The sequence below is a fragment of the Neobacillus sp. NPDC093182 genome, from assembly GCF_044754045.1.
This window is the reverse complement of record NZ_JBIVOI010000014.1, coordinates 178,428-199,971: the sequence shown is the minus strand read 5'-3', so window position 1 is coordinate 199,971 and position 21,544 is coordinate 178,428. Positions and strand designations below refer to the sequence as shown.

19 protein-coding genes are annotated in these 21,544 nt (G+C 40.4%); 2 read left to right on the top strand and 17 right to left on the bottom strand.

What is annotated here, in order from left to right:
- Positions 1 to 334: 334 nt before the first annotated feature.
- Together ACIQAA_RS23660 and ACIQAA_RS23655 are read right to left on the bottom strand one after the other, a co-directional pair.
- Entirely contained in the window at positions 335 to 895 is a 561-nt protein-coding gene (locus tag ACIQAA_RS23660) for a DNA-3-methyladenine glycosylase I (protein WP_402624461.1), read from the bottom strand.
- A 165-nt stretch (positions 896 to 1,060) separates the two neighbouring features.
- Positions 1,061 to 1,537 carry an acyltransferase family protein gene (locus tag ACIQAA_RS23655; RefSeq protein ID WP_402624458.1) on the bottom strand — a complete coding sequence of 159 codons (477 nt, stop codon included), beginning with the start codon at positions 1,535 to 1,537 and terminating at the stop codon, positions 1,061 to 1,063.
- 101 nt (positions 1,538 to 1,638) lie between these two features.
- Between ACIQAA_RS23655 and ACIQAA_RS23650 the strand changes: the two genes are divergently transcribed.
- Positions 1,639 to 2,049 carry a CHRD domain-containing protein gene (locus tag ACIQAA_RS23650; protein ID WP_402624501.1) on the top strand — a complete coding sequence of 137 codons (411 nt, stop codon included), beginning with the start codon at positions 1,639 to 1,641 and terminating at the stop codon, positions 2,047 to 2,049.
- A 50-nt stretch (positions 2,050 to 2,099) separates the two neighbouring features.
- Here the strand turns inward: ACIQAA_RS23650 and chbG are convergent, their stop codons facing one another.
- The 13 genes from chbG to ACIQAA_RS23585 form a co-directional block, all read right to left on the bottom strand.
- Positions 2,100 to 2,807, bottom strand: a complete 708-nt coding sequence (gene chbG, locus ACIQAA_RS23645; RefSeq protein ID WP_402624456.1) for a chitin disaccharide deacetylase — start codon at positions 2,805 to 2,807, stop codon at positions 2,100 to 2,102.
- Between the two features lie 19 nt (positions 2,808 to 2,826).
- The gene (locus ACIQAA_RS23640; RefSeq protein ID WP_402624454.1) at positions 2,827 to 4,146 is read right to left on the bottom strand and encodes a 6-phospho-beta-glucosidase; all 1,320 of its coding nucleotides are present in this window, start codon (positions 4,144 to 4,146) and stop codon (positions 2,827 to 2,829) included.
- 16 nt (positions 4,147 to 4,162) lie between these two features.
- Positions 4,163 to 4,483: a PTS lactose/cellobiose transporter subunit IIA gene (locus tag ACIQAA_RS23635; RefSeq protein WP_402624452.1), complete on the bottom strand. Its 321-nt coding sequence runs from the start codon at positions 4,481 to 4,483 to the stop codon at positions 4,163 to 4,165.
- Positions 4,484 to 4,734: 251 nt separating this feature from the next.
- Positions 4,735 to 6,051, bottom strand: coding sequence for a PTS cellobiose transporter subunit IIC (celB, locus tag ACIQAA_RS23630; protein WP_402624449.1), 1,317 nt, complete (start codon positions 6,049 to 6,051; stop codon positions 4,735 to 4,737).
- Between the two features lie 22 nt (positions 6,052 to 6,073).
- Positions 6,074 to 6,379, bottom strand: coding sequence for a PTS sugar transporter subunit IIB (locus ACIQAA_RS23625; RefSeq protein WP_307300814.1), 306 nt, complete (start codon positions 6,377 to 6,379; stop codon positions 6,074 to 6,076).
- Positions 6,380 to 6,604: 225 nt separating this feature from the next.
- Complete coding sequence (locus ACIQAA_RS23620) at positions 6,605 to 8,134, bottom strand: DHA2 family efflux MFS transporter permease subunit (protein WP_402624445.1); 1,530 nt, start codon at positions 8,132 to 8,134, stop codon at positions 6,605 to 6,607.
- Positions 8,135 to 8,309: 175 nt separating this feature from the next.
- On the bottom strand, positions 8,310 to 10,262 hold the full coding sequence (locus ACIQAA_RS23615) for a TRAP transporter permease (RefSeq protein WP_402624443.1): 1,953 nt from the start codon (positions 10,260 to 10,262) through the stop codon (positions 8,310 to 8,312).
- On the bottom strand, positions 10,249 to 10,770 hold the full coding sequence (locus ACIQAA_RS23610) for a DUF1850 domain-containing protein (protein ID WP_402624441.1): 522 nt from the start codon (positions 10,768 to 10,770) through the stop codon (positions 10,249 to 10,251). Before ACIQAA_RS23610 ends, ACIQAA_RS23615 begins: the two co-directional genes overlap by 14 nt.
- 77 nt (positions 10,771 to 10,847) lie before the next feature.
- Positions 10,848 to 11,840, bottom strand: coding sequence for a TAXI family TRAP transporter solute-binding subunit (locus ACIQAA_RS23605; RefSeq protein WP_402624438.1), 993 nt, complete (start codon positions 11,838 to 11,840; stop codon positions 10,848 to 10,850).
- 150 nt (positions 11,841 to 11,990) lie between these two features.
- On the bottom strand, positions 11,991 to 12,974 hold the full coding sequence (locus ACIQAA_RS23600; protein ID WP_402624436.1) for a proline dehydrogenase family protein: 984 nt from the start codon (positions 12,972 to 12,974) through the stop codon (positions 11,991 to 11,993).
- 158 nt (positions 12,975 to 13,132) lie between these two features.
- Positions 13,133 to 14,275: a cell division protein FtsZ gene (ftsZ, locus tag ACIQAA_RS23595; RefSeq protein ID WP_402624434.1), complete on the bottom strand. Its 1,143-nt coding sequence runs from the start codon at positions 14,273 to 14,275 to the stop codon at positions 13,133 to 13,135.
- Positions 14,276 to 14,558: 283 nt separating this feature from the next.
- On the bottom strand, positions 14,559 to 15,479 hold the full coding sequence (locus tag ACIQAA_RS23590) for a DUF1002 domain-containing protein (protein WP_402624431.1): 921 nt from the start codon (positions 15,477 to 15,479) through the stop codon (positions 14,559 to 14,561).
- Positions 15,480 to 15,605: 126 nt separating this feature from the next.
- On the bottom strand, positions 15,606 to 16,775 hold the full coding sequence (locus ACIQAA_RS23585; RefSeq protein ID WP_402624428.1) for an MFS transporter: 1,170 nt from the start codon (positions 16,773 to 16,775) through the stop codon (positions 15,606 to 15,608).
- Between the two features lie 345 nt (positions 16,776 to 17,120).
- On the opposite strand from ACIQAA_RS23585, the gene ACIQAA_RS23580 reads away from it, so the two are divergent.
- A complete protein-coding gene (locus tag ACIQAA_RS23580) occupies positions 17,121 to 18,110 on the top strand; it encodes an NADPH:quinone oxidoreductase family protein (RefSeq protein WP_402624425.1) in 990 nt (329 codons plus the stop codon).
- Positions 18,111 to 18,225: 115 nt separating this feature from the next.
- Here ACIQAA_RS23580 and ACIQAA_RS23575 read toward each other — a convergent pair whose 3' ends face one another.
- Together ACIQAA_RS23575 and ACIQAA_RS23570 are read right to left on the bottom strand one after the other, a co-directional pair.
- Positions 18,226 to 18,993, bottom strand: coding sequence for an IclR family transcriptional regulator (locus ACIQAA_RS23575; RefSeq protein WP_402624422.1), 768 nt, complete (start codon positions 18,991 to 18,993; stop codon positions 18,226 to 18,228).
- A gap of 370 nt (positions 18,994 to 19,363) precedes the next feature.
- Complete coding sequence (locus tag ACIQAA_RS23570) at positions 19,364 to 21,541, bottom strand: malate synthase G (RefSeq protein ID WP_402624419.1); 2,178 nt, start codon at positions 21,539 to 21,541, stop codon at positions 19,364 to 19,366.
- Positions 21,542 to 21,544: the final 3 nt, after the last annotated feature.

Genomic DNA, 21,544 nt, shown 5'->3' with positions numbered 1-21,544 from the left:
ATTACTTCTCCTCTTTTCCCCAAATCTCGTCATTCCTCATGAAGCGCTTCCGAATATTCAGAAAAAGGTTTCCGCTCTCATTCTTCTAATCTATTCCGTTATCCGACACAAAATTCCTGCAAATTCCTTTGGAAAATTTCCTGAAATTGGATTCATCATATTAGACGGTCTTCATCCAAATTGGTTTCAATTCAATTGGAAAAAAGTTCTTTTGTGTGTTCCTTATTAAGAACAGCATAATATATGATATCAGCAGAGTAAAGGGTTAAATTCGTTTATTAATGAAATTAATGTTAAATTCATTCAGTCCATTCAATATAAAGAACAGTTTGATTTATGTATTTTTATGGAAGCAAATACATGATTCTAAATGATCATTTACCATTCCTGTCGCTTGCATAAAGGCATAACAAATCGTTGATCCAACAAATTTAAAACCGCGTTTTTTTAAATCCTTACTTAACTTATCACTTATTTCCGTCGTAGCTGGAACTTCTGATAAATCTTTAAAGTGATGGATAATCGGCTTCCCGTCTACAAAAGACCAAATATACTCGCTAAAGGAACCGAATTCTTCCTTCACCTTCATAAATGCCTTCGCATTTGTAATGACAGCATTGACTTTGAGTTTATTTCGTACAATTCCTTCATTCTGTAAAAGTTCTTCGATTTTCTTTTCATCGTAGGAAATGATGATATTGGGGTCAAAATGGTCAAATGCCTTGCGATAATTTTCTCTCTTTTTTAATATGGTATACCAGCTTAGCCCAGCCTGCGCCCCCTCTAAGTTCAAATATTCAAATAGCAATCGATCATCATACACAGGTACGCCCCATTCATGATCATGATAATCAATATAAAGTGGATCCTGATTTACCCAGCCGCATCTATTCATCGTACATTCCTCCTAAATAATTTCATTTTAACAAACTTATCTATTTTCACTATATGGATTCGCGATTTTTCTATATAAAAACTGCCGAAATTACTCGACAGCATGTTCAATCATTTTATTTTTAATACACGGCAGATATTTTCCGCTGCGAATGCTAAATTGGCTTCACCGGAATGGTTTTAATTCTTTTGTTACGGAAGGTTTCTTTCTCATAAACACAGGCAGGGTAATGAAACTAAAGACGAGCAGCACCAAAAGATACCATAAATGTAATCCCACAAAAGCAAAATTTCCTGACCCGCCGATATCGAGATAAACTCCATCAAAATAGTGTGGATACCAGTTAAAAAACGATCCGGTAAACTGCCCATGACTGACCCGCTCCATATAGATTTGCGGAGGAGTTAGAACCATGACCCCAAATAATAGAGGAATCCCTAGTCGCGCAAGCCTTTCCATCATATATTGGCTACCCGTTCTCTTCTGTAGAGCGTAGTACGAATTGATTCCAGATACTGCGAAAAAGATTGGCATTAACCAGGCGCTCATAAATAAAGAAATGGCAGTAATGTAAACCGGGTCTGTCTGATTATTCTTAACATGCCATGCCCATGGACGAAAAAAATTATGATGGAGAGGCAATCGTTTCAACTCCTTAGGACATTCGTACAAGCAATTAATCCTCTAGATAATATAATACATAAATTTAGTTTTTCTGGAGGATATATATGGAAAATAATCAACTGTTTTTTGCGATATTAGAAGGTTCCGAGGAGGTCCCACCTGTTCGAACAGATGCTTTTGGGTTTGCAAAATTTAAAGTTAGCAGAGATGAAAGAAGGATTGGATATCGCCTAACTGTAAATAATCTTGATAATTTTACTCAGGCTCATATTCATATAGGGAGAAGGGGTGTAAACGGTCCTGTTGTCGTCTTTCTATTTGGACCAGCTGACCCTAGTATAAGTGTAAAAAAAGGAGTCGTTGAAGGAATCATTACAGCAGATGATCTTGTTGGTCCCCTGATGGGACAATCACTTTCAGATTTAATAGAACTTATGAGAGATGGTAAAACATATGTCAATGCCCATACAGTCCAAAATCCTGAAGGAGAAATCCGCGGACAAATCAAACAGTTTAACAACCATTGTTAATTAAAATAGGCATAATAGCAAACAGCCATCAAACGATGGCTGTTCATATTTTATACTAATCTAATATTATTCGGCAAAGTAACGGAGATTAGAATACTTGTCTCCTTTACTCTGTCGGCAGCATATGACGAGCCGTTTAATACTTCAAAATCCAGGTAACCTGGATGGCACATTACTTCGACGGTTTGATGATCTACATCGCGCTGAGATAACTCATTGAAATAATCCTGGGTTACACCCTCACCATAAAAGTCATGAAAAAAGCAGTCTGTAAATGTCGGCACCCCTTCAACAGGCTGTTCGGATATTCGCCTCACAGGTAAATTGTACTTTCTGGACAGCCTTTGAATCACTGGTAAGAATTCTGGAATACTGTGGACATGATGATGACTGTCAAAATGGGTGGCTGTCAGTCCATAATCTAAAAACCGGTCAATTTGTGCGGTCCATTCTCTTTCCAGTTCCATTAAGGAAATGTTATTATCTTTAATAAAATCTTTTAGTTTTTTAAAATTCCCCTGCTCATCCACTAGGGTTGGAACGTCTGACCGCAAAGGTTTTCCGCATGTTAGAACAAGATGAATCCCAAGCTTTAGTGCAGGATGTTCTTTCGCCAGTTCTACTGCATGATTGACACCAGGCATATTCATCATCATCGTTGTGGAATTAACGATTCCATATTGATGCGCATCAATAATTCCATAATTTACTCCTCTAGAATATCCAAAATCATCTGCATTCACAATCAGCTTAATCAATCAAGTCCCCCTCCCTTCTTCATTTTTGAAAAAATTGAGGTAAATACTTCTTATGCGCTTCTAACATCTCGTCTACGATTTTTTTAGCTATAGTATCCGATGCAACAAGCGGATTTATCGTTAAAGCAAGAACCGCTAGATTATAGTCACCCGTTACCGCTGCTTCACAAGCAACACGTTCAAATGACTTAATTTGTTGAACAAGACCGCGGACGGGTACAGGAAGGTCACCCATGACAAGAGGTTTCGGACCTTCTTTTGTAATAATACAGCTGACTTCGGCAGCACTATCATCAGGAATACTGGCAATCGAGCCATTATTCATCGTATTAACAGGCTGAATGTCACACTTGTCATTATAGATAGATGAAATTAACCTAACAGCCGCATCACTATAATAAGCTCCGCCCCGTTTCTCGAGCTGCGGCGGTTTAATAGAAAGATTTGGATCTTTATAAAGTTCAAATAGATCATCTTCTAATTTCTTTACCACTTCCGCTCTTGTGCCAACAGTTTCTGCATTTTTGATGTCTTTCTCTACCATTTCACGAGTCTTGTAGTAATAATTATGATATGGGCATGGGAGTACCCCTAATGCGCGGATGAATTCCGACTCCCAACCTTGACCTTGCACATTCTTAACAAAGCTAGAATTCTCAGGGTTTGTTACAAATTCGATGACCTGTTTCTTTACACTTACACCGTCAACGAAAACGTCTAGGCCGTAAACCATATGATTTAACCCCGCGAAATCAATACGTACACGTGAATGTTCTACGTTTAACAGCTTTGCTATTCCCATTTCCATACCGATTGGTACATTACATAAACCTACTACTTTACGGTGATCACTGTACCTGAGAATCGCTTCTGTTACCATTCCAGCTGGATTCGTAAAATTAACCAGCCAGGCATCTGGGCATAGCTCTTTCATATCTTTTACAATATCCAAAATAACAGGAATTGTCCTAAGTGCTTTAAATAGACCCCCAGGACCATTCGTTTCTTGCCCAAGGACACCATATTTTAAAGGAATCCGTTCATCTTTTGCCCTTGCTTCCAGTAAGCCGACGCGAAATTGCGTGGTAACAAAATCAGCACCTGCTAATGCTTTCCGTCTATCCAAAGTCAGGTGAACCTGAACAGGAAGTCCAGCTTTTTGAAACATTCGTTTTGCTAGATTTCCGACAATCTCTAGTTTTTCCTTTCCTTCCTCCACGTCTACAAGCCATAGCTCCCGCAATGGAAGTTCATCGTACCTTTTAATAAAACCTTCGACGAGCTCAGGTGTATAACTTGAACCACCGCCGATGGTTGTGATTTTAATAGACTTTTGCACAAATCCTTCCCCCTCGTTATCCTTTGTTCAATTCTTGACGAATTTCGACCATCTCTCTTGCTAAATCCTTCAATGTCATAGCGGTCATTAAATGATCTTGGGCGTGAATCAGAATAATCGGAATTTCAAATGATTCTCCGGCTGCCTCGGCATGAATCAATTGTGTTTGGAACACGTGTGCTGAAGTGATTTCAATGTCAGCTTCAGCAAGCTTTTCAAATGCGTCGGTAAAGTTCTTTTCTTTGGCTGCAAAAATAGCTTCCATAGCAAGACTTCGGGCATTTCCACTATGCAAAATTAATTGAAATGACAGGTTATATAATTCTTCTTTATTCATGGAACCCTCCTCCATACAATGCCAAGAGCCTGCCTCCTGGCAAGCTCCCTTGTATTCTTTTTTATTTTTGGCTGTGTTAAAAGTGTCTGTTGATTTGTGCTCCAGGCACTTCGCTTTCCGCGGGCGGTCCGGGGAGCCTCCTCAGCGCTTAAGCGCCTGCGGGGTCTCCCCTGCCCCGTCCTCCCGCAGGAGTCTACGTGCCTTCCGCAAAAATCAACAGAGTGCTAAAATGAATTTAGCTTTAACACAGCCTATTTATCAGCACCTTGTTCAACTTTGTAGTTTTGTTTATCCCACATTCTAAAGAATGGATAGTAGATGGCAAAGGAGACTGCTAAATTAATTAACTGCATTAGGGCACCTCTGATGTTTCCGCCTGTTGCCAGGTAACCGCCGATAATTGGAGGTGTAGTCCACGGTACAGCAACTCCTGCAGTCTTTGGTGCAAAGCCTGTGCTCATGCCAATATAGGTGGTAATGGTCAGGGCAAGTGGTGCTAGAATAAATGGAACGATGAGTAGCGGGTTGGCGACGATTGGCGCCCCAAAAGTGATTGGTTCATTGATATTAAAGATTCCCGGGCCAATCGCTAGTCTGCCTAACGTCTTGGAATGCTGACTTCTTGCCATAAAGAGCATCATTAAGGCAAATGTAAAAGTGGCACCGGAACCACCCATATAAATGAAAATATCAAAAAATTGCTGTGTAACAACGTTCGGCAATACATCACCAGCTGTTAGTGCCAGCCTGTTCGCATCCGTAGCTGCCAGCCAGATTGGTCCCATTACCCCGCCGACAATGCTTGCACCATGCAATCCTGTTGACCATAATAATTGGACAAAGAATACGGCAATTAATGCACCAATTAACGATCCTCCAAGAGCACCCAGCGGTTCCTGCAACAGCTGACCAACTACATTGTGCAAGGTTTCAAAGGATGTGTTTTCTATCAATAAACGAATCAGCCAAACTACTAAAATAACAATAAAGGCCGGAAATAAAGCGATAAAAGATTTACTAACACTTGGAGGTACGCCATCAGGCATTTTGATAACGATATTTTTTTGAATAATAAATCGATAAAGTTCAGTTGAAAACATCGCAAGGATCATAGCAACAAACAACCCTTTGCTTCCTAGTAATGCTATTGGCAATACCCCGCCAACTTGAACTGCTTCGCTGGCCCCCTCTGGTGTAAACATCGTAAAGTATGGTGTGGCAAGAACAAATGCCGCAACAGAAATTGCTCCTGCATTTAACGCGTCTACTTTGTAATGCTCTGCCAATCGATAGGCAATCCCAAATCCCGCAATAAGCGCCATAATATCAAAGGTAGCGGTTACTGGATATAGCAGTTTAGTCAGCCAAGCGTCGCCAAATAAACTTGCCATAAATTCTGGATACCCTTTAAACGGTAAGAATCCAATAATTAAGAAAATAGATCCAATAATAATAAGCGGCATCGTTAAGATAATTCCATCACGCAGTGCCTGCAAGTGTTTCTGACCAGCAATCTTTCCTGCAATCGGCATAAACTTTTCTTCAAGTACTTGAGTAAATTTGGCCATATCTATTCACCCCTATGTGAAATTATGAACCTATTAAATTTCTCGCAAACTTTAAGACCTCCGCACCATTGCACATTCCATAATGTACAGGGTTAATCGCATCAACAGGAATCCCTTTTTCTAGTCCTTTTTTCTTTAATTGAGGCAGCAAATAACGCACCTGCGGACCGACAAGTAATACATCTGCTGCGTCCAGGTGGTTATTGACCTCATTTGCACTCACTGCCCATATTTTCGCTTCAATTCCTTCTGCTTTTGCAGCAGTTTCCATCTTCGCCACCAAAAGACTGGTGGACATTCCTGCTGCACAGCATAATAAGATGTTCAATTACAGCCCCCCATTTCCACTACATCCTTGTAATCGCTTACAATTTGACAGGAATTTTCAAGCACCCCTGTTTTAACAATAGCCTTTTAAGATTTTTCCCTCCCGTTAATAATTTCTTAACCGTACTAAACTATATTCCCATTTTTTAAATTTAGGACAATTCTAGGAATACCCCAAATAAAAAAAAAGAGAAATCATCATAGGTACGATTTCCCTTTCGAGTCGTTATGCCTTGGCTAATTTATTTACTGCCTGCTTACTAGAAGGAGTCTCGTCCTGTTGATCTTCTGCTGGTTTGGCTCGTTTAATAAAGAACGCAAGAACCAAGGCCGCGCCAATAATGATAGCTGAAACAAAGAAGGTATAATTAATGCCTTCTAACATGGCTTCCAATTCAATTTGCTGCTGTATTTCCGCCATCGCAGCTTCTGTTGGCTGCCCGGACATTTTTACCATGGCGTCTGCTGCAAGGTCTTTTCCATACGATTCTGAACGATTAGACATAACTGTAATTAATAAACCTGTACCGATGGCCGCGGATACCTGCTGCATAGTATTGTTCATCGCTGTACCGTGAGGATAAAAACGCGGCGGTAATTGATTCAATCCATTGGTCGACACAGGCATAAACACCATCGACATTCCAAACATACGAACGGCGTGTAAAATAACCATATACATATAGGTGGTTTCAAAGGATAACATGCTGAATAAATAAGTAGTACCCGTTGTGATGAACAAACCTGTAATCGCTAATATCCGGCCGCCAATTTTGTCAAATAATCTTCCGGTAACAGGAGACATGAATGCATTCACTAGCGCCCCTGGCAGCAGCATTAGTCCTGCATCCATGGGAGAAATCCCGCGTATGGTCTGTACATATATAGGCAGCAGGAGGAAACCTGAAAACATTGCAATATTGACAATCATCGAAATGGCAGATGATAAAGCAAACATATTATATTTAAAAACTCTGAAATTCAGCATTGGCTGCTCTTGCCTTAATTGGCGCAGGATAAACCAAACCAATGAAACAACTCCGATGATGATCGTCAAATAAACATGCGGGCTGCCCCACCCTCTATTACCAGCAGAACTGAAACCATAAAGCAGCCCTCCAAAACCAATGCTCGAAAGCAAGAGGGAAAAGAAATCAAGGGTAATATCCACTTTCTCCTTTTTATCTTTAAGCTTCCAAAAGCCTATGATCAGAATAAGTGCAGCGATTGGTGATACGAAATGAAACAGCATTCTCCAATCATAATGTTCAATAATCCAGCCAGATAAGGTTGGACCAATAGCAGGGGCAAACATGAGGATTAATCCAAAAACCCCCATCGCCGCTCCCCTTTTTTCAATAGGAAAGCTTACCAGCATCACATTCATTAACAGCGGCATCATAATGGCAGAACCTGTGGCCTGCACCATTCGCGCTGATAATAATAAAGGAAATGCATGGGCGATTCCGGCTATAAGTGTACCAACTGTAAATAATCCCATGGCGACTAAAAATAAACGGCGTACACTATATTTTTGAATTAAGAAGGCTGTAGCAGGGATCATGATTCCATTTACCAGCATAAATCCAGTCGTCAGCCACTGTACTGTCGATGTGTCCACATTTAGGTCCTTCATGATTGAAGGCAGCGCGACATTTAATAATGTATTATTTAAAAAAGCAATAAAAGCACCAATCATCAAAACCGCAATAATCCCATAAGGCGGGCTGTCAGTTTTATTTATGGATTGTTCCATATTATGTATCCCCCTGGCTCAAGACTTCTTATTTATTCTACCAATTAAGCCAAAATTTATCATAAAATACGCTTTCTATTATTTCAAGGTGAAGTAAAAATAGACTCGAATAGTGGAATGAAATCAAAAAAACTCGGTACCCGAAATAGCTCTAAGTACCGAGTTTTACCATTATTCAATTTTGCACTTTAGGAAGGTGATCCCGTTTATAAAAATATTGCAAGGCAAGTAAGATGGCAAACAATACTAAACCGACGATGTCTGAGATATTTTCAGGGTAGACTAAACATAATCCTGCTCCAAGGGAAGCGATACGCTCCAACCAATTCAATTTGCGCATCCAAAAACCAATAACTCCAGCACTAATAGCTATCATGCCAATAAAAGCTGTAAATACAACCCAAATGAGATAGGTCCACGTGGTATCAATCATCAGTAATTCCGGTGACAAAACAAACATATACGGGATGATAAACGCAGATATCGCCAGCTTTGTTGATTCCACGCCCGTTCGAAAAGGCTCTCCCCCGGATATTGCTGCTGCGGCAAATGCAGCCAGAGCGACTGGAGGAGTAATATCCGCGACAATTCCAAAATAAAACACAAATAAATGAGCTGATAAATCAGGGACTCCTAACAATATAATGGCTGGGGCTGCAATGGTTGAGGTAATAACATAATTAGCAGTCGTTGGCGAACCCATCCCCAGTATCAAGGAAGCAATCATTGTCAAAAACAAAGTCGGAAGCAATGCCCCTCCTGCAATATCGAGAAGCCCGTTTGCCATTTTTAAACCTAGTCCTGTTTTTGTTACTACACCGACGATAATCCCTGCAGCTGCAGTCGCTGCAGCAACACCTAAGGCGGACCGTGCTCCATCTACTAACGCTTCAATGATTCCTTTAAATCCAATCCTCGTTTCTTTTTTAATGGCACTTACAACCACGGTAATAACAATCGACCATAATGCTGCGCGAATAACACTCATTCCGGTCATTAACAATAGAACAATAGCTATAATCGGAATTAATAAGTAGAGTTTACCAAGAACCTCTCTTTTGCTCGGCATTTCTTCCTTCGTTAACCCGCGAAGACCAATCCGCTTTGCCTCGAAATGAGTCATAATCCAAATACCAGTGAAATAAAGAACTGCCGGTATTGCCGCAGCCTTAGCTATTTCCCAGTAGGAGATACCCCCGATAAATTCGACCATTAAGAACGCTGCAGCTCCCATTATCGGCGGCATTAACTGACCGCCTGTGGAGGACGATGCCTCAACTGCACCTGCAAACTCCTTTTTATAACCCAGATTTTTCATCATCGGAATGGTAAAGGCTCCTGATGTTACGACGTTAGCAACAGAACTGCCGCTGATGGTTCCCTGTAAAGCGCTCGAAAAAACCGCAACCTTTGCTGGTCCTCCCACACTTCTTCCGGCAATCGCAATTGAAAGATCGTTAAAATACTCGCCAACCCCTGTTTTGATTAAAAAAGAACCAAATAATAAGAAGAGAAAGATAAAGGTCGAAGATACGCCAATCGGTGTACCAAGAATTCCTTCCGTTGTAAAGAACATCGTCTGGACTAACCGATCCAATTCTAACCCTCTGTGTGCAATGGCACCCGGCATATACGGTCCAAAAACCGCGTATACCATAAAAACAATTGCGATAATGGTAATTGGCAGACCAACTGTCCTCCGCGTTGCCTCTAACACGAGTAAAATAGCTGCGAGACCCACAAAAAAGTCCATCCCGGTGATATTTCCTGTCCGTAAGACCAGCTCATCAATCATGACCGGCCAATAAGCCCCAACGATGACCGAAACGATGGCGAGGATGATATCATACCAAGCAACTTTAAACTCTTTTCCCCGATTTTTCTTTCGAGCAGGAAATAGTAAGAAAATTAGTGCAAGTGCAAAACCTAGATGCACAGAACGCTGGAGCTGTGCGGTTAACATACCAAATATTCCAGTATATAAATGAAAGAGCGAAAAGGCCAATAAGCCTGCGAATGCAATCCAAAGAGGCAGTCCTTTTAGTTTTCGGGTACCAGCTTCGGGGTCATATTTCTCTAAAAGCTCTTGCTGCTTTTCCTCTGACAGTGTTTCTTCATAGTGACTCAAGGATATTCACTCCTTCCCATTGCTTAAAAAAGTTCAAGTTACGGATTTCCACTTTAACAGACGTGCCAGGACTTATGGAACGAGATAAAGGATATTCCTTATTTTTAAAAATTACTGTATGATTGGCACGAACCTGTCCGATTCGTAAGTGAAAGTAAGGAAAATTCCGTTTCATGTTTTTGATGTAATAGGCACCATTTATTTGCTCGAATGTTTCTCCGTTTTCAGCATTGGAGGGCATTCCGATGGCAAAATCCTCATACATAAGCTCATATTGTTGAATGCTCTGATCGCGCGTAATTTTATAGCTTTCAATCACATCTGATAAATGAATGGAATGGGTGTATTTAATTCCAAAATGAGTTCCGTTTTTTACAGGAATGTAAGCAAATTCCGCATTGCTGTGGTTTGGCTGAAAGATAATAGCTTTCTGGAAGGGTATGAATGCAAAAAAGATAAGGATGATAAAAATGATTAATAGATAGTGGATGGGTTGAAATTTACGCATTTCCCCCTCCCCTTTCTCATGGAAAAACGAGGCCGGCTCTTATTTCGGCCGGCCAATTGATTCACAAACGAAATCTTTTACTGTGCTTTTACGCCTTTTTCATCAAAGTATTTTTGTGCACCAGAATGAACTTCAATCCCAACGCCTTTTAATGCGTTCTCGACCTTGATTAATTTCCCTTTGGCATGTGTCACTTTATCGAGATTTTCAAAAATGGCTTTTGTTATGTCATAAACCACATCATCCGCTAGATCGCTGCTTGCTACCAGCATTGCTTGAACGGCTACGGTTGTTACCGAAGACTCCAATCCATATGTTCCAGCAGGTACCTCGTCTTTTACATAGAATGGATATTTTTCGATAATCGCATCGATTTTATCTTGTTCAATTGGCACAATAACAACATCCTCAGTTGCACCAAGACTTTCAACCGCACCAGTCGGTGTCCCTGCTGTGACAAAAGCCGCGTCAATCGTACCATCTTGAATCCCTTGTGTAGATTCATCAAACGATAAATCTTGTTTATTAATATCATCAAATGTCATACCGTGGACTTCAAGAATTTGCTCGGCGTTTGCAACGGTTCCCGATCCAGGTGCGCCAACTGATACCTTTTTACCTTTTAGATCTTCTACTGATATAATCCCGGATTCTTTTGTGGTAACGATTTGAATCGTTTCCGGATATAAAGTGGCAATCGCCTTTACATTATCAACCTTGTTGTTTTCGAACATTAATTTTCCTTCAGCAGCATACGAAGCGATATCCGTTTGGGAAAAGGCAATTTCGGCATCGCCATTCTTAAGGGTGGTCATGTTTTCCGCAGAAGCACCACTAGTTTCAGCATTCGCATCGATACCTGTTTCATCTTTAATAATTTCCGCAAAGGAGCCTCCTAATGGATAATAAGTTCCACCAGTCCCCCCTGTTAAAATACTAATAAATTGCGGCTTTTCTGCTTCTTCATTTGCAGGCTTTTCCCCACTTTCCTCTTTGTTTCCGCAAGCTGCTAGAATCATAGAGAGTGTTAAGAGAATCACCATTGAAAGATGAAACCTCTTCTTTTTCATAAAATTTCCCCCTTTTTATAAAATGCCGTCCATCAATCAATACTTATTAATCATAAGGTGCAAACTTGTCAATTTCGGCCAGAATAGTTCTTTAGACTCATACGAATGCAAAAAGAAACCCCTCTCATTAGAAAGGGGGTTATGAAATCATTATCTGCGTTTCTTTTTAGCATTCTTCGTCATTCTACCCAATAAAAACGCTCCTGCAGCAACACCAATAATGGTGTTTGTTTTTTTGTTAAATACTTGCTTGGCTACAAGATTTAAGTTCTGAGGTCTTTCTGCCAGACGTCTCATGAAATAGCCATACCAGTCATTTCCAAAAGGTACATACGTACAGAAGTTATAGCCTTCTTTAGCCAGCTGCAGCTGCATGTCTTTTCTAAAACCATAGAGCATTTGAAACTCAAACTGGTCCTTCGGAATGTTGTTCTTTTTAACAAATTCCTTCACATGGTTAATGACATTGTGATCATGTGTGGCAATCGATGTAAATTTTCCGTTTAATAAATGCCATTCGATCAGTTTAGTAAAATTAGCATCGATATCTTTTTTATTTTGGTAAGCGTATTCAGCAGGCTCCTTATAAGCACCTTTTACAATTCGCATACGGTAGTTTTTATATTTTTCGAGGTATGCATCAGCACGAAGTAAATAAGCCTGAATAACGGTTCCAACGTTGTCATATTCCTGAGACAAATCATCCAAAAGATCAAAAGTTGGCTGCAGGTGACCGGTGTCTTCCATGTCAACGTTTACAAAAATACCGTAGTTGTTTGCTCGGTCAACGATTTCTCTTAAGTTGCTTAAGCAGAAGCTGTATTCGATATCCAAACCTAATTGCGTAGGCTTTAAGGAGATATGAGCATCCACTTTATGTTCATGAATCGCTTCAATGACATTAAGAATTTGTTCCTTTGCTTCTGCCGCCTCTTCTTCTTTAAAGACGAATTCACCTAAATTATCAACGGTACAAGAAATTCCATGTGCGTTGAGTTCTTTAATACTTTTGATTACTTCATCGATATTGGTACCCGCAACCACACTTTGTGCACCCATTTTTAAGCCATACTTTTTAGCTGCATTATTTAAAAATTGATTTTGAGATAAGCCCATAAAAATATCTTTCAACATAGCGATTTCTCCTTGCTGTTGTTATTTCAATATTATTTTAGCATAAATATTTTCATTTCTCCTCAAAGTTTTTAAAAATTTGTCGAAATTGAATCATTTGTGGTTTTGACCCAAAAAGAGACTGCTGAGATAGTTCTCAGCAGCCCAGGCAAGCAGCATTATCTTCGATTACGATTACGCAGGAATGTAGGAATATCGAGCGTATCTTCTGAATGTGGTCTTTGTCTGTCATGACTAGGAGCAGCATCTTCTTGAACATTTGGTTCACGTCGTGAAATACCTTGAGATTGTGGTCTTGAGGTAATATCCCGTGAAGGACTAACGGTGTTCTTTTTAGAAGATAATTCTGATTCTGAAAAACCTGTTGCAATCACTGTTATCATGATTTCATCTTTTAAGTCTTCATTGATAATGGAACCAAAAATCATGTTTAATTCCTTGTCCGCTGCAGATGATACAATATCAGCCGCCTCTTGAACTTCATATAGACTTAAATTGCTGCCGCCAGTGATGTTCATAAGGACACCCTGAGCGCCATCAATCGACGTTTCTAACAACGGACTTGAAATAGCTTTCTTCGCGGCTTCCACAGCCCTGTCCTTACCTTTCGCCATACCTATACCCATTAAAGCAGTTCCTTGATTAGACATAATCGTTTTCACGTCTGCGAAATCGAGGTTAATTAATCCAGGCACCGCAATTAAATCGGATATCCCTTGTACACCTTGTCTGAGCACGTTATCTGCCTCACGGAAAGCTTGAATCATAGGAGTCTTTTTATCTACGATTTGCAATAGACGATCGTTTGGTACAATAATCAATGTATCTACTGCTTCACGCATTAAATCAATCCCAGCTGCTGCATTCGCTGCACGTTTACGGCCTTCAAATCCAAATGGACGTGTCACAACACCAATGGTTAAAGCACCAAGCTCACGGGAGATTTGGGCAATCGCTGGTGCAGCTCCAGTCCCGGTTCCTCCGCCCATACCAGCGGTAACAAAGACCATATCTGCTCCCTTTAGAACTTCTTGGATCTGTTTTCTGCTTTCCTCTACTGCATTTCTGCCAACCTCTGGATTGGCACCAGCACCTAAACCTCTTGTTAATGTTGCACCGATTTGCATTTTAATTTCTGCTTTTGATAGTTTAAGAGCTTGAGCATCAGTATTAACCGCAATAAATTCAACACCTTGAACACCGTCTTCAATCATACGGTTTACAGCGTTATTACCGCCGCCGCCAACACCGATTACTTTTATTCTAGCTACTTGATCTATGTCCATTTCAAAATCCCACATAGTTTAATTCCTCCTGCTCCTGCAAAATCATTGCGTCATTATTCAAAATTCAAAAAGTTCGATTGTTTATTTTAAGTTCCATAGCTTTTAGCAGATTTATTACGCTAATATAATCTAACTTAAGTATATTTTTATGAATTTTGTCGAATCCTTTTTTCTTAAATTCTATTTTAACAAAAAAATGGGGATTTTTATATAGTCCTGTGGTAACTCTACTACATTTTATCATTAAAATTTTGTTACAAACGAACGATAGGCTCAGTTTCATCACTGAGCCTAAATACTATGAGAATATACTTTTAATATTTTCTATTAATTGATTAAAGAAATCGGCTACTTGCTGCAGAAAATTCTTGTCTCCTACAGCTTCTTCTATCCGCTGCTGGATATCCTGGGTAAGATTTTCAAGTTGTGATTTAACATTGTCGAAATTAATATTTAAGTCTCTCATTTTTTCAAACAGGTCTAGTAACAGCTGGCGGTCTTCAGGGCTTAAGCTGATTTCGAGCGTTTTTAATTTTTCATCAATAATTGCTGCAACTTCTTCTTTGGTTGCAGGGTTTTGTTCAGCAATTTCCTTTTTGATTTCTGTTAACAACTCACTTACCTTATCCTGATTTAGTCCTTCTTTTTTTGCTAAATCAGTAGCCAGGTTTAATTCCTCATTGGCAACTTCTGTACGCTCCAAATCCAGCGTTGCGCCTTCACCTTCATCATAAGCCTTATAAATCCCAACTAATGCAGAGTGTCCACTGACTTTTACTGGAGAAGCAACATCTACCACTGCGTCTTGAATTCCAGCTGTCAGCAGGGCGTTGGCGTACATTTCATCGGTAACCTCTGTAATATTTTCAGGAGTTACCTGGTTAATAACAAGTCCTTCCCCAGCATCCTTCCGCGTGATTTTAGCGGAGGAATACATATTTGAGTGTGCATCTCCTTTAATATATTTAACCAGATCTTCTCCTGTTACCGTAATTTCTTTGACCTTGCTCGTATCGTTAACCTTTAATAGCTCTCTCACTTCATCCTTTTGAGCTTGTGATAATGCTTCCCCATAAACGACGATCGGCAGCCCAAACTTTTCATTGATACTCTCTTCAGTATTACTATTAGTATCAGCAAACACCTTGCTTGTACTACTTAAAGACACTAGTAATGTCAGAATAACAGCAAATGCTGTCAACTTAAAAACATGCTTCAAATCAATCACTCCTAATCAAATTTCTAAGATGCTTCAAAATAAAAGACGGTTAAATAGGTTAATAGGTTTCAACTAGGTAAATTTTGTTTAAAAATAAAACCACCCCGAAGGATGGCTTCTAGTTCTTTACAAAGCCTTTTTCAAAAAGTAAAAGAAAAATAGACACGCTATTGCTCCTAAAAATATGAACCCTGAGAGAATAGAGAAACTTGATGAAATGATACCAAAGCCGATACCAACTGTAAAGGTTATAATGCTCTCAATCAAAGAATGAATCGACTCAATGGTCGCTCTTATTTCCGAAACCCCATGATGATGGAGATAACCAGTTACAACTGGATCTATCACCCCGCTGGCTAAAAATATGAGAATGATCATGATTAAGCCGATAGTACCTGGAAAAATAGCTGTCAGGAAAAAGCCAATAGTGGTGATTCCTAGTATAAAATGAATGATTGATTGTGCCTTGTAATAGGTAAGCAAATAAGCCGCTAGTAAATTCCCTGGAATTCTTGCCAGCGAAATACAGGCTGAAAATAGTCCGAAAAATAGTACGGAATAGCCAATCTCATCTAAATATAGCTGCCAAAACTCATCTAAATAGGTCATGCAGGCTGCGATACCCATCGCTTGCGTAATGATGGAAATTACCCTTGGATTGGTTTTATAGAAAGAGACAGATTTTCGAACGTAAACCATAAAAGACGGCTTATTTTTCTCCTTCGTTACGTGATTACTATTCCTTAATGGTTCCTTTAGCAGGATGGTAAGTACGAATGCAAGGAACATACTTGCCGCTGAAACCATATAGTTGAATTCAAATCCAAAATACTTTGCCAGAATACTTCCTGATAGGGCTGCAAGTAAGGAAGCGATAAAATCAAGTGAATTCATTCTGCCAACAATTTTTTCAAAGGACGATTGTTTTTTGACTGTTAACAGTGAGTCATACAGAAGTGCATTCCAGGCACCACTTGTACAGGCGCTCGAAATGCCTGCTAAAAAGACAACCAAAGCAAATGTCCAAAAATGATTGGCAAACAGCAAAATAATAAATTCAAACACCGATAAAACTGCCCCAAAAACGAGTAGTGTTTTCCTGCCAAATTTGTCGGCAAAAACGCCTGTTGGTATTTCAAATATGACAACACTGGTTGCATAGATGATTTCGCAAAGAACAACCATCAATACGGTCATACCCCGCTGCTCCCAAAATAATCTTTCGATTACGTAAGCTGGGATAAGGTTATGAAAAAAAATAATTAGGTAAAGCTTATTTACGTTTTTTCCCGTCATCCAATTGCTTCCTCCTTCTTTTCTCTTTTTTAAAAAGAAAGATTAAGGAGGTGGACGAATGATCTTTTTAGATTAACAAGGGGGTCTTACGATATACATGAAATCAACTCCTAAATTTTTTTACCTTTTTCTATTTTAGTTCAAAGTATTGAATTTAGTACATGAATAAGAATGTTAACACAACGCCAGGTAAGAAATATTTTCAATGGTGTACTGATCCATTATCTGCATTTCCTTTTTTCCTGCAGCAAACATGAGCATCACTCCACTTCAGAGTTCTATGCATTTATAATAATGTAGTATGATGAGAATGGAAAATTTTACATTGGAGAGGCGGTTATCATTTTGAAAGAGGATTTCAAAGCTTTAGTCGTTGATAAGACAGAAAGTGATTTTTCGGCTGGGATTAAACATATTTCTTTACATGATTTACCTGCGGGTGAAGTGTTAATTAAAGTTGCTTATTCTAGTATTAATTATAAGGACGGCTTAGCCAGTAATCCTGAAGGGAAAATTGTCAGGTCCTACCCATTTGTACCAGGGATTGACTTAGCAGGCGTGGTGGTTTCTTCAGAAGACCCTCGCTACTCAGAGGGAGATCAAGTCATTGCTACCAGCTATGAAATTGGGGTTTCCCATTATGGCGGTTATAGTGAATATGCGCGGATTCCTGCTGATTGGATTGTACCATTACCTGCGGGCCTTTCTTTAAAAGAATCTATGATCTATGGAACCGCTGGGTTAACGGCTGCCCTCTCCGTACAAAGACTTGAAGAAAATGGGCTCTCTCCTGAAAAAGGGAAAGTACTAGTTACAGGTGCAACTGGAGGAGTAGGAAGTATCGCCGTTGCCATCTTGGCAAAACGAGGGTACGATGTTTCCGCCAGCACCGGAAAAGCAAGCGAACATGATTATTTACATAAACTCGGTGCTAAAGAGGTTGTTTCCCGGGAAGAAGTTTATACCGGAAAGGTCAAAACGTTAGATAAACAGCTTTGGGCTGGTGCCGTTGACCCGGTCGGCGGAGAATCACTTGCGGCTGTTTTGAGTAAAATTCACTACAATGGTTCAGTGGCGGTCAGTGGATTAACAGGTGGCGGCAACGTCCCTACTACTGTGTTTCCGTTTATCCTTCGTGGTATCAATCTTCTTGGGATTGATTCTGTGTACTGTCCAATGGAAGTACGTAAACCACTTTGGGAGCGAATGGCCAGTGACTTCAAACCAGAAGTGCTAGAATCCATTTCCAAAGAACTAAGTTTAGATGAGCTTCCAGCCACTCTCCCTATCATTTTACAAGGGCAGGCAAGAGGACGCTTTATTGTAAAAATGTAAAAGAAAAGCCGCAAAACTATTTCAAGTTTTGCGGCTTATTTTATTTTAGGCTCTTTTCTTAGTTTCACGTTAAAATCGGCTTTAGGATTTTAACAACAATCTTTAGAATCAGCCTTTATTTAACATGCCCGAGTCTTGCTGATATTTGCTGGCCTGTTTGGATCATAATCGGTCCGAGTTGGTTCAACCGCTCAGTGGTCATGCGTGTGGTTGGACCAGATATACTGACAGCCGCAACGACATTTCCTAAATGATCAAAAACAGGTGAAGCGATACAGGTAATCCCATACTCATTTTCTTCTAAGTCTAATGCGTAACCTCTTTGTCTTATCAGGTTAAGTTCCCGCAGGAATTCCTCCGCCGTAGTAATGGTATGGTCCGTATGATATGGCATCCCTTTTCGGTCAAGGATGGCGAGAACATCACTTTCAGGCAAATGAGAAAGGATCGCCTTGCCAACAGATGTACAATGCATCGGGGCTCTTTTTCCAACCTTTGAATGGGTTCGTAAGGTTTCATTTCCTTCTAATTTTTCAATATAAACGACTTCACCCTGGTCATAGACAACAAGATGAATCACTTCATTCGTCTTATTTTCAAGCTCTTGGAGAAATGGCTTTGCTTCGGTTCTTAGATCAATCGATTCTAACAACTTTGAGCTAATATCCAGGAACTTATAGCCAAGCTTGTATTTCCCTGTTTCCGTATCCTGTTCGATATAGCCATATTGAACAAGGGTGGATAATGTTCTAAAAACCGAGCTTTTATTGATATCAATTTGATTGGCAATCTCCGTAACACCGAGACCGCCCTTTTTCATCCCCACTAGCGCGATAATATCCAGCGCCCTGCTTACGGACTTTACCATATTATCTCTTTGCAAACTTCCCACCTCTTTGTCAGGACATTTAAATAAGGCTGTGTTAAACCGGGCTGTTGATTTGCGCTCTAGGCGCTATGCTTTCCGCGGGCTCGCCCGTGAGCCTGTCTAGCTACAGCGCCTAGACCCTCGAGTCGCTTCGGTCCTGACGATGAAGTCAAAGAGCGACTTCAACGCCAGGCCCTCCAGCGCTTGTCGGGTCTGGACAAGGCGCTTCCGCTTTTCCTTCTCCTCGGTCGTTCCGACCTGCGGGGTCTCACTCAACTCGTTCATCCCGCTGGAGTCAAGCGCCTTCCGCTCCAATCAACAGGTTCTTAAATCAACAGTATCCTTTAACACAGCCAATAAATAAATGTCCTGAATACATCTATGTTTAGGATCGAACTGAGTATTTTGCCTTCGCTTCTAGACGGCGGCTATGCAAGATAGGTTCCGTATATCCACTTGGCTGGTCATAGCCCTTAAATACTAAATCACACGCTGCCTGGAAGGCAACAGATTGCTCAAGGTTATTGGTCATCGGTCTGTATGCAGGATCGCCGGCATTTTGTTCATCTACCACTTTAGCCATTTTTTCCAGTGTTTTAACCACTTGTTCCTTTGTACATATTCCGTGGTGCAGCCAGTTCGCAACGTGCTGGCTGGAAATACGAAGGGTGGCTCGATCTTCCATGAGTGCAATATTATTAATATCAGGTACCTTTGAACAGCCAATTCCCTGCTCAACCCACCTAACGACATAGCCGAGTATTCCTTGAGCATTATTATCAAGTTCTGCTTGGACTTCCTCTGGACTCCAGTTCGTATGGTCAGAAACAGGAATTTGTAAAATATCATCCCGTAGATCAGAAATACTGCCGAGAAGATTATTTTGGACATCCTTTACATTTACTTGATGGTAATGCAGAGCATGAAGCGTTGCGGCTTTTGGCGATGGAACCCATGCTGTATTTCCTCCAGCCATTAAATGTCCTATTTTTTGTTCGAGCATGCTCTTCATTAAATCAGGCATTGCCCACATACCTTTACCAATTTGAGCACGTCCTTGGAAACCGGTTGAAAGACCATTGTTCACATTTGATTTTTCATAGCTTTGCAGCCAAAGCGTGGATTTCATCTCATTCTTTCGGATCATCGCACCTGCCTCCATCGACGTGTGCATTTCATCACCCGTCCTGTCAAGGAATCCTGTGTTAATAAAGACAACACGCTCCTGTACTTCCTTGATACATGCTTTAAGATTTAACGATGTGCGGCGTTCCTCATCCATTACCCCAATTTTCAGCGTATTTCTAGCTAAACCGAGTAAATCCTCTGTCCTATTAAAAAGCTCATTTGCAAATGCGGCTTCTTCTGGACCATGCATTTTTGGCTTTACAATATAGACAGAGCCTTTTTCTGAGTTTTTGAAAGAAGTGTTTCCAATTATAGAATGCTTTGCACACAGAGAGGTAACAACAGCGTCAATAATACCCTCTTGTACTTCATTGCCGTCATCATCTAGAATGGCATTGTTGGTCATCAGATGGCCGACATTTCGAACCAGCATTAAAGCACGCCCTGGCAAGGTAATTTCACTGCCACTAGGCGACACATATTGGCGGTCCGGATTGAGTGTCCGGGTTAAGGTTTTATTTCCTTTTGTAAAAGTTGCACGTAGGCTGCCTCTATTTAAGCCTAGCCAATTCCGATATACGAGAACCTTATCCTGTGCATCAACTGCTGCCACAGAATCTTCACAGTCCATAATCGAAGTAAGAGCCGATTCTAGGAGAATATCTTTTACACCTGCAGCATCCGTTTTTCCGATTGGATGGCCTCGGTCGATTTGAATTTCAAAATAGTTATCATTATTTTTCAACAGCAAAGCGGAAGGCTGATCTGGCTGGCCTTGATAGCCAACGAATTTTTCTTCATTTTTTAAACGGGTAATATCTCCATTACGTAAGGTAATCGTCAAACTTCCTTGGTCAATGGTATAGCTTACTGACTCTTTATGTGTTCCAACCTGTAGAGGGATTGTTTCATCAAGAAAATTCCTAGCAAATGTGATGACTTTTTCACCGCGAACAGGATTATATCCACCTTGGTTTTGTGCGCCTCCTTCATCACTAATCACATCTGTACCGTATAAAGCATCGTATAAGCTTCCCCACCGTGCATTTGCAGCATTAATGGCATAGCGGGCATTATCAACTGGAACAACTAATTGAGGACCTGCTTTTAAAGCAATTTCATCATCTGCGCCTTCAGTAGAAATACTGAAATCCTCAGGTTCTGGGAGGAGATAGCCGATTTCTTCTAAAAAGGCTTTATAACGATCAAAATGGAAATCTTTATTTTCCCGGTGCCATCTATTAATTTTTGTTTGCAGTTGATCCCTTTTAACAAGCAATTCCTTATTTCTCGGAGTCAAATCCTTGATGATCTTTTCAAAGCCTGCCCAAAACGTATCCTGGGCCACTTGGCTTTCTGGCAACGCTTCAGAATTAATAAATTCATATAATTCACTTGCAACCTGTAAATCTCCTACATTCACATAATTACTCATTCA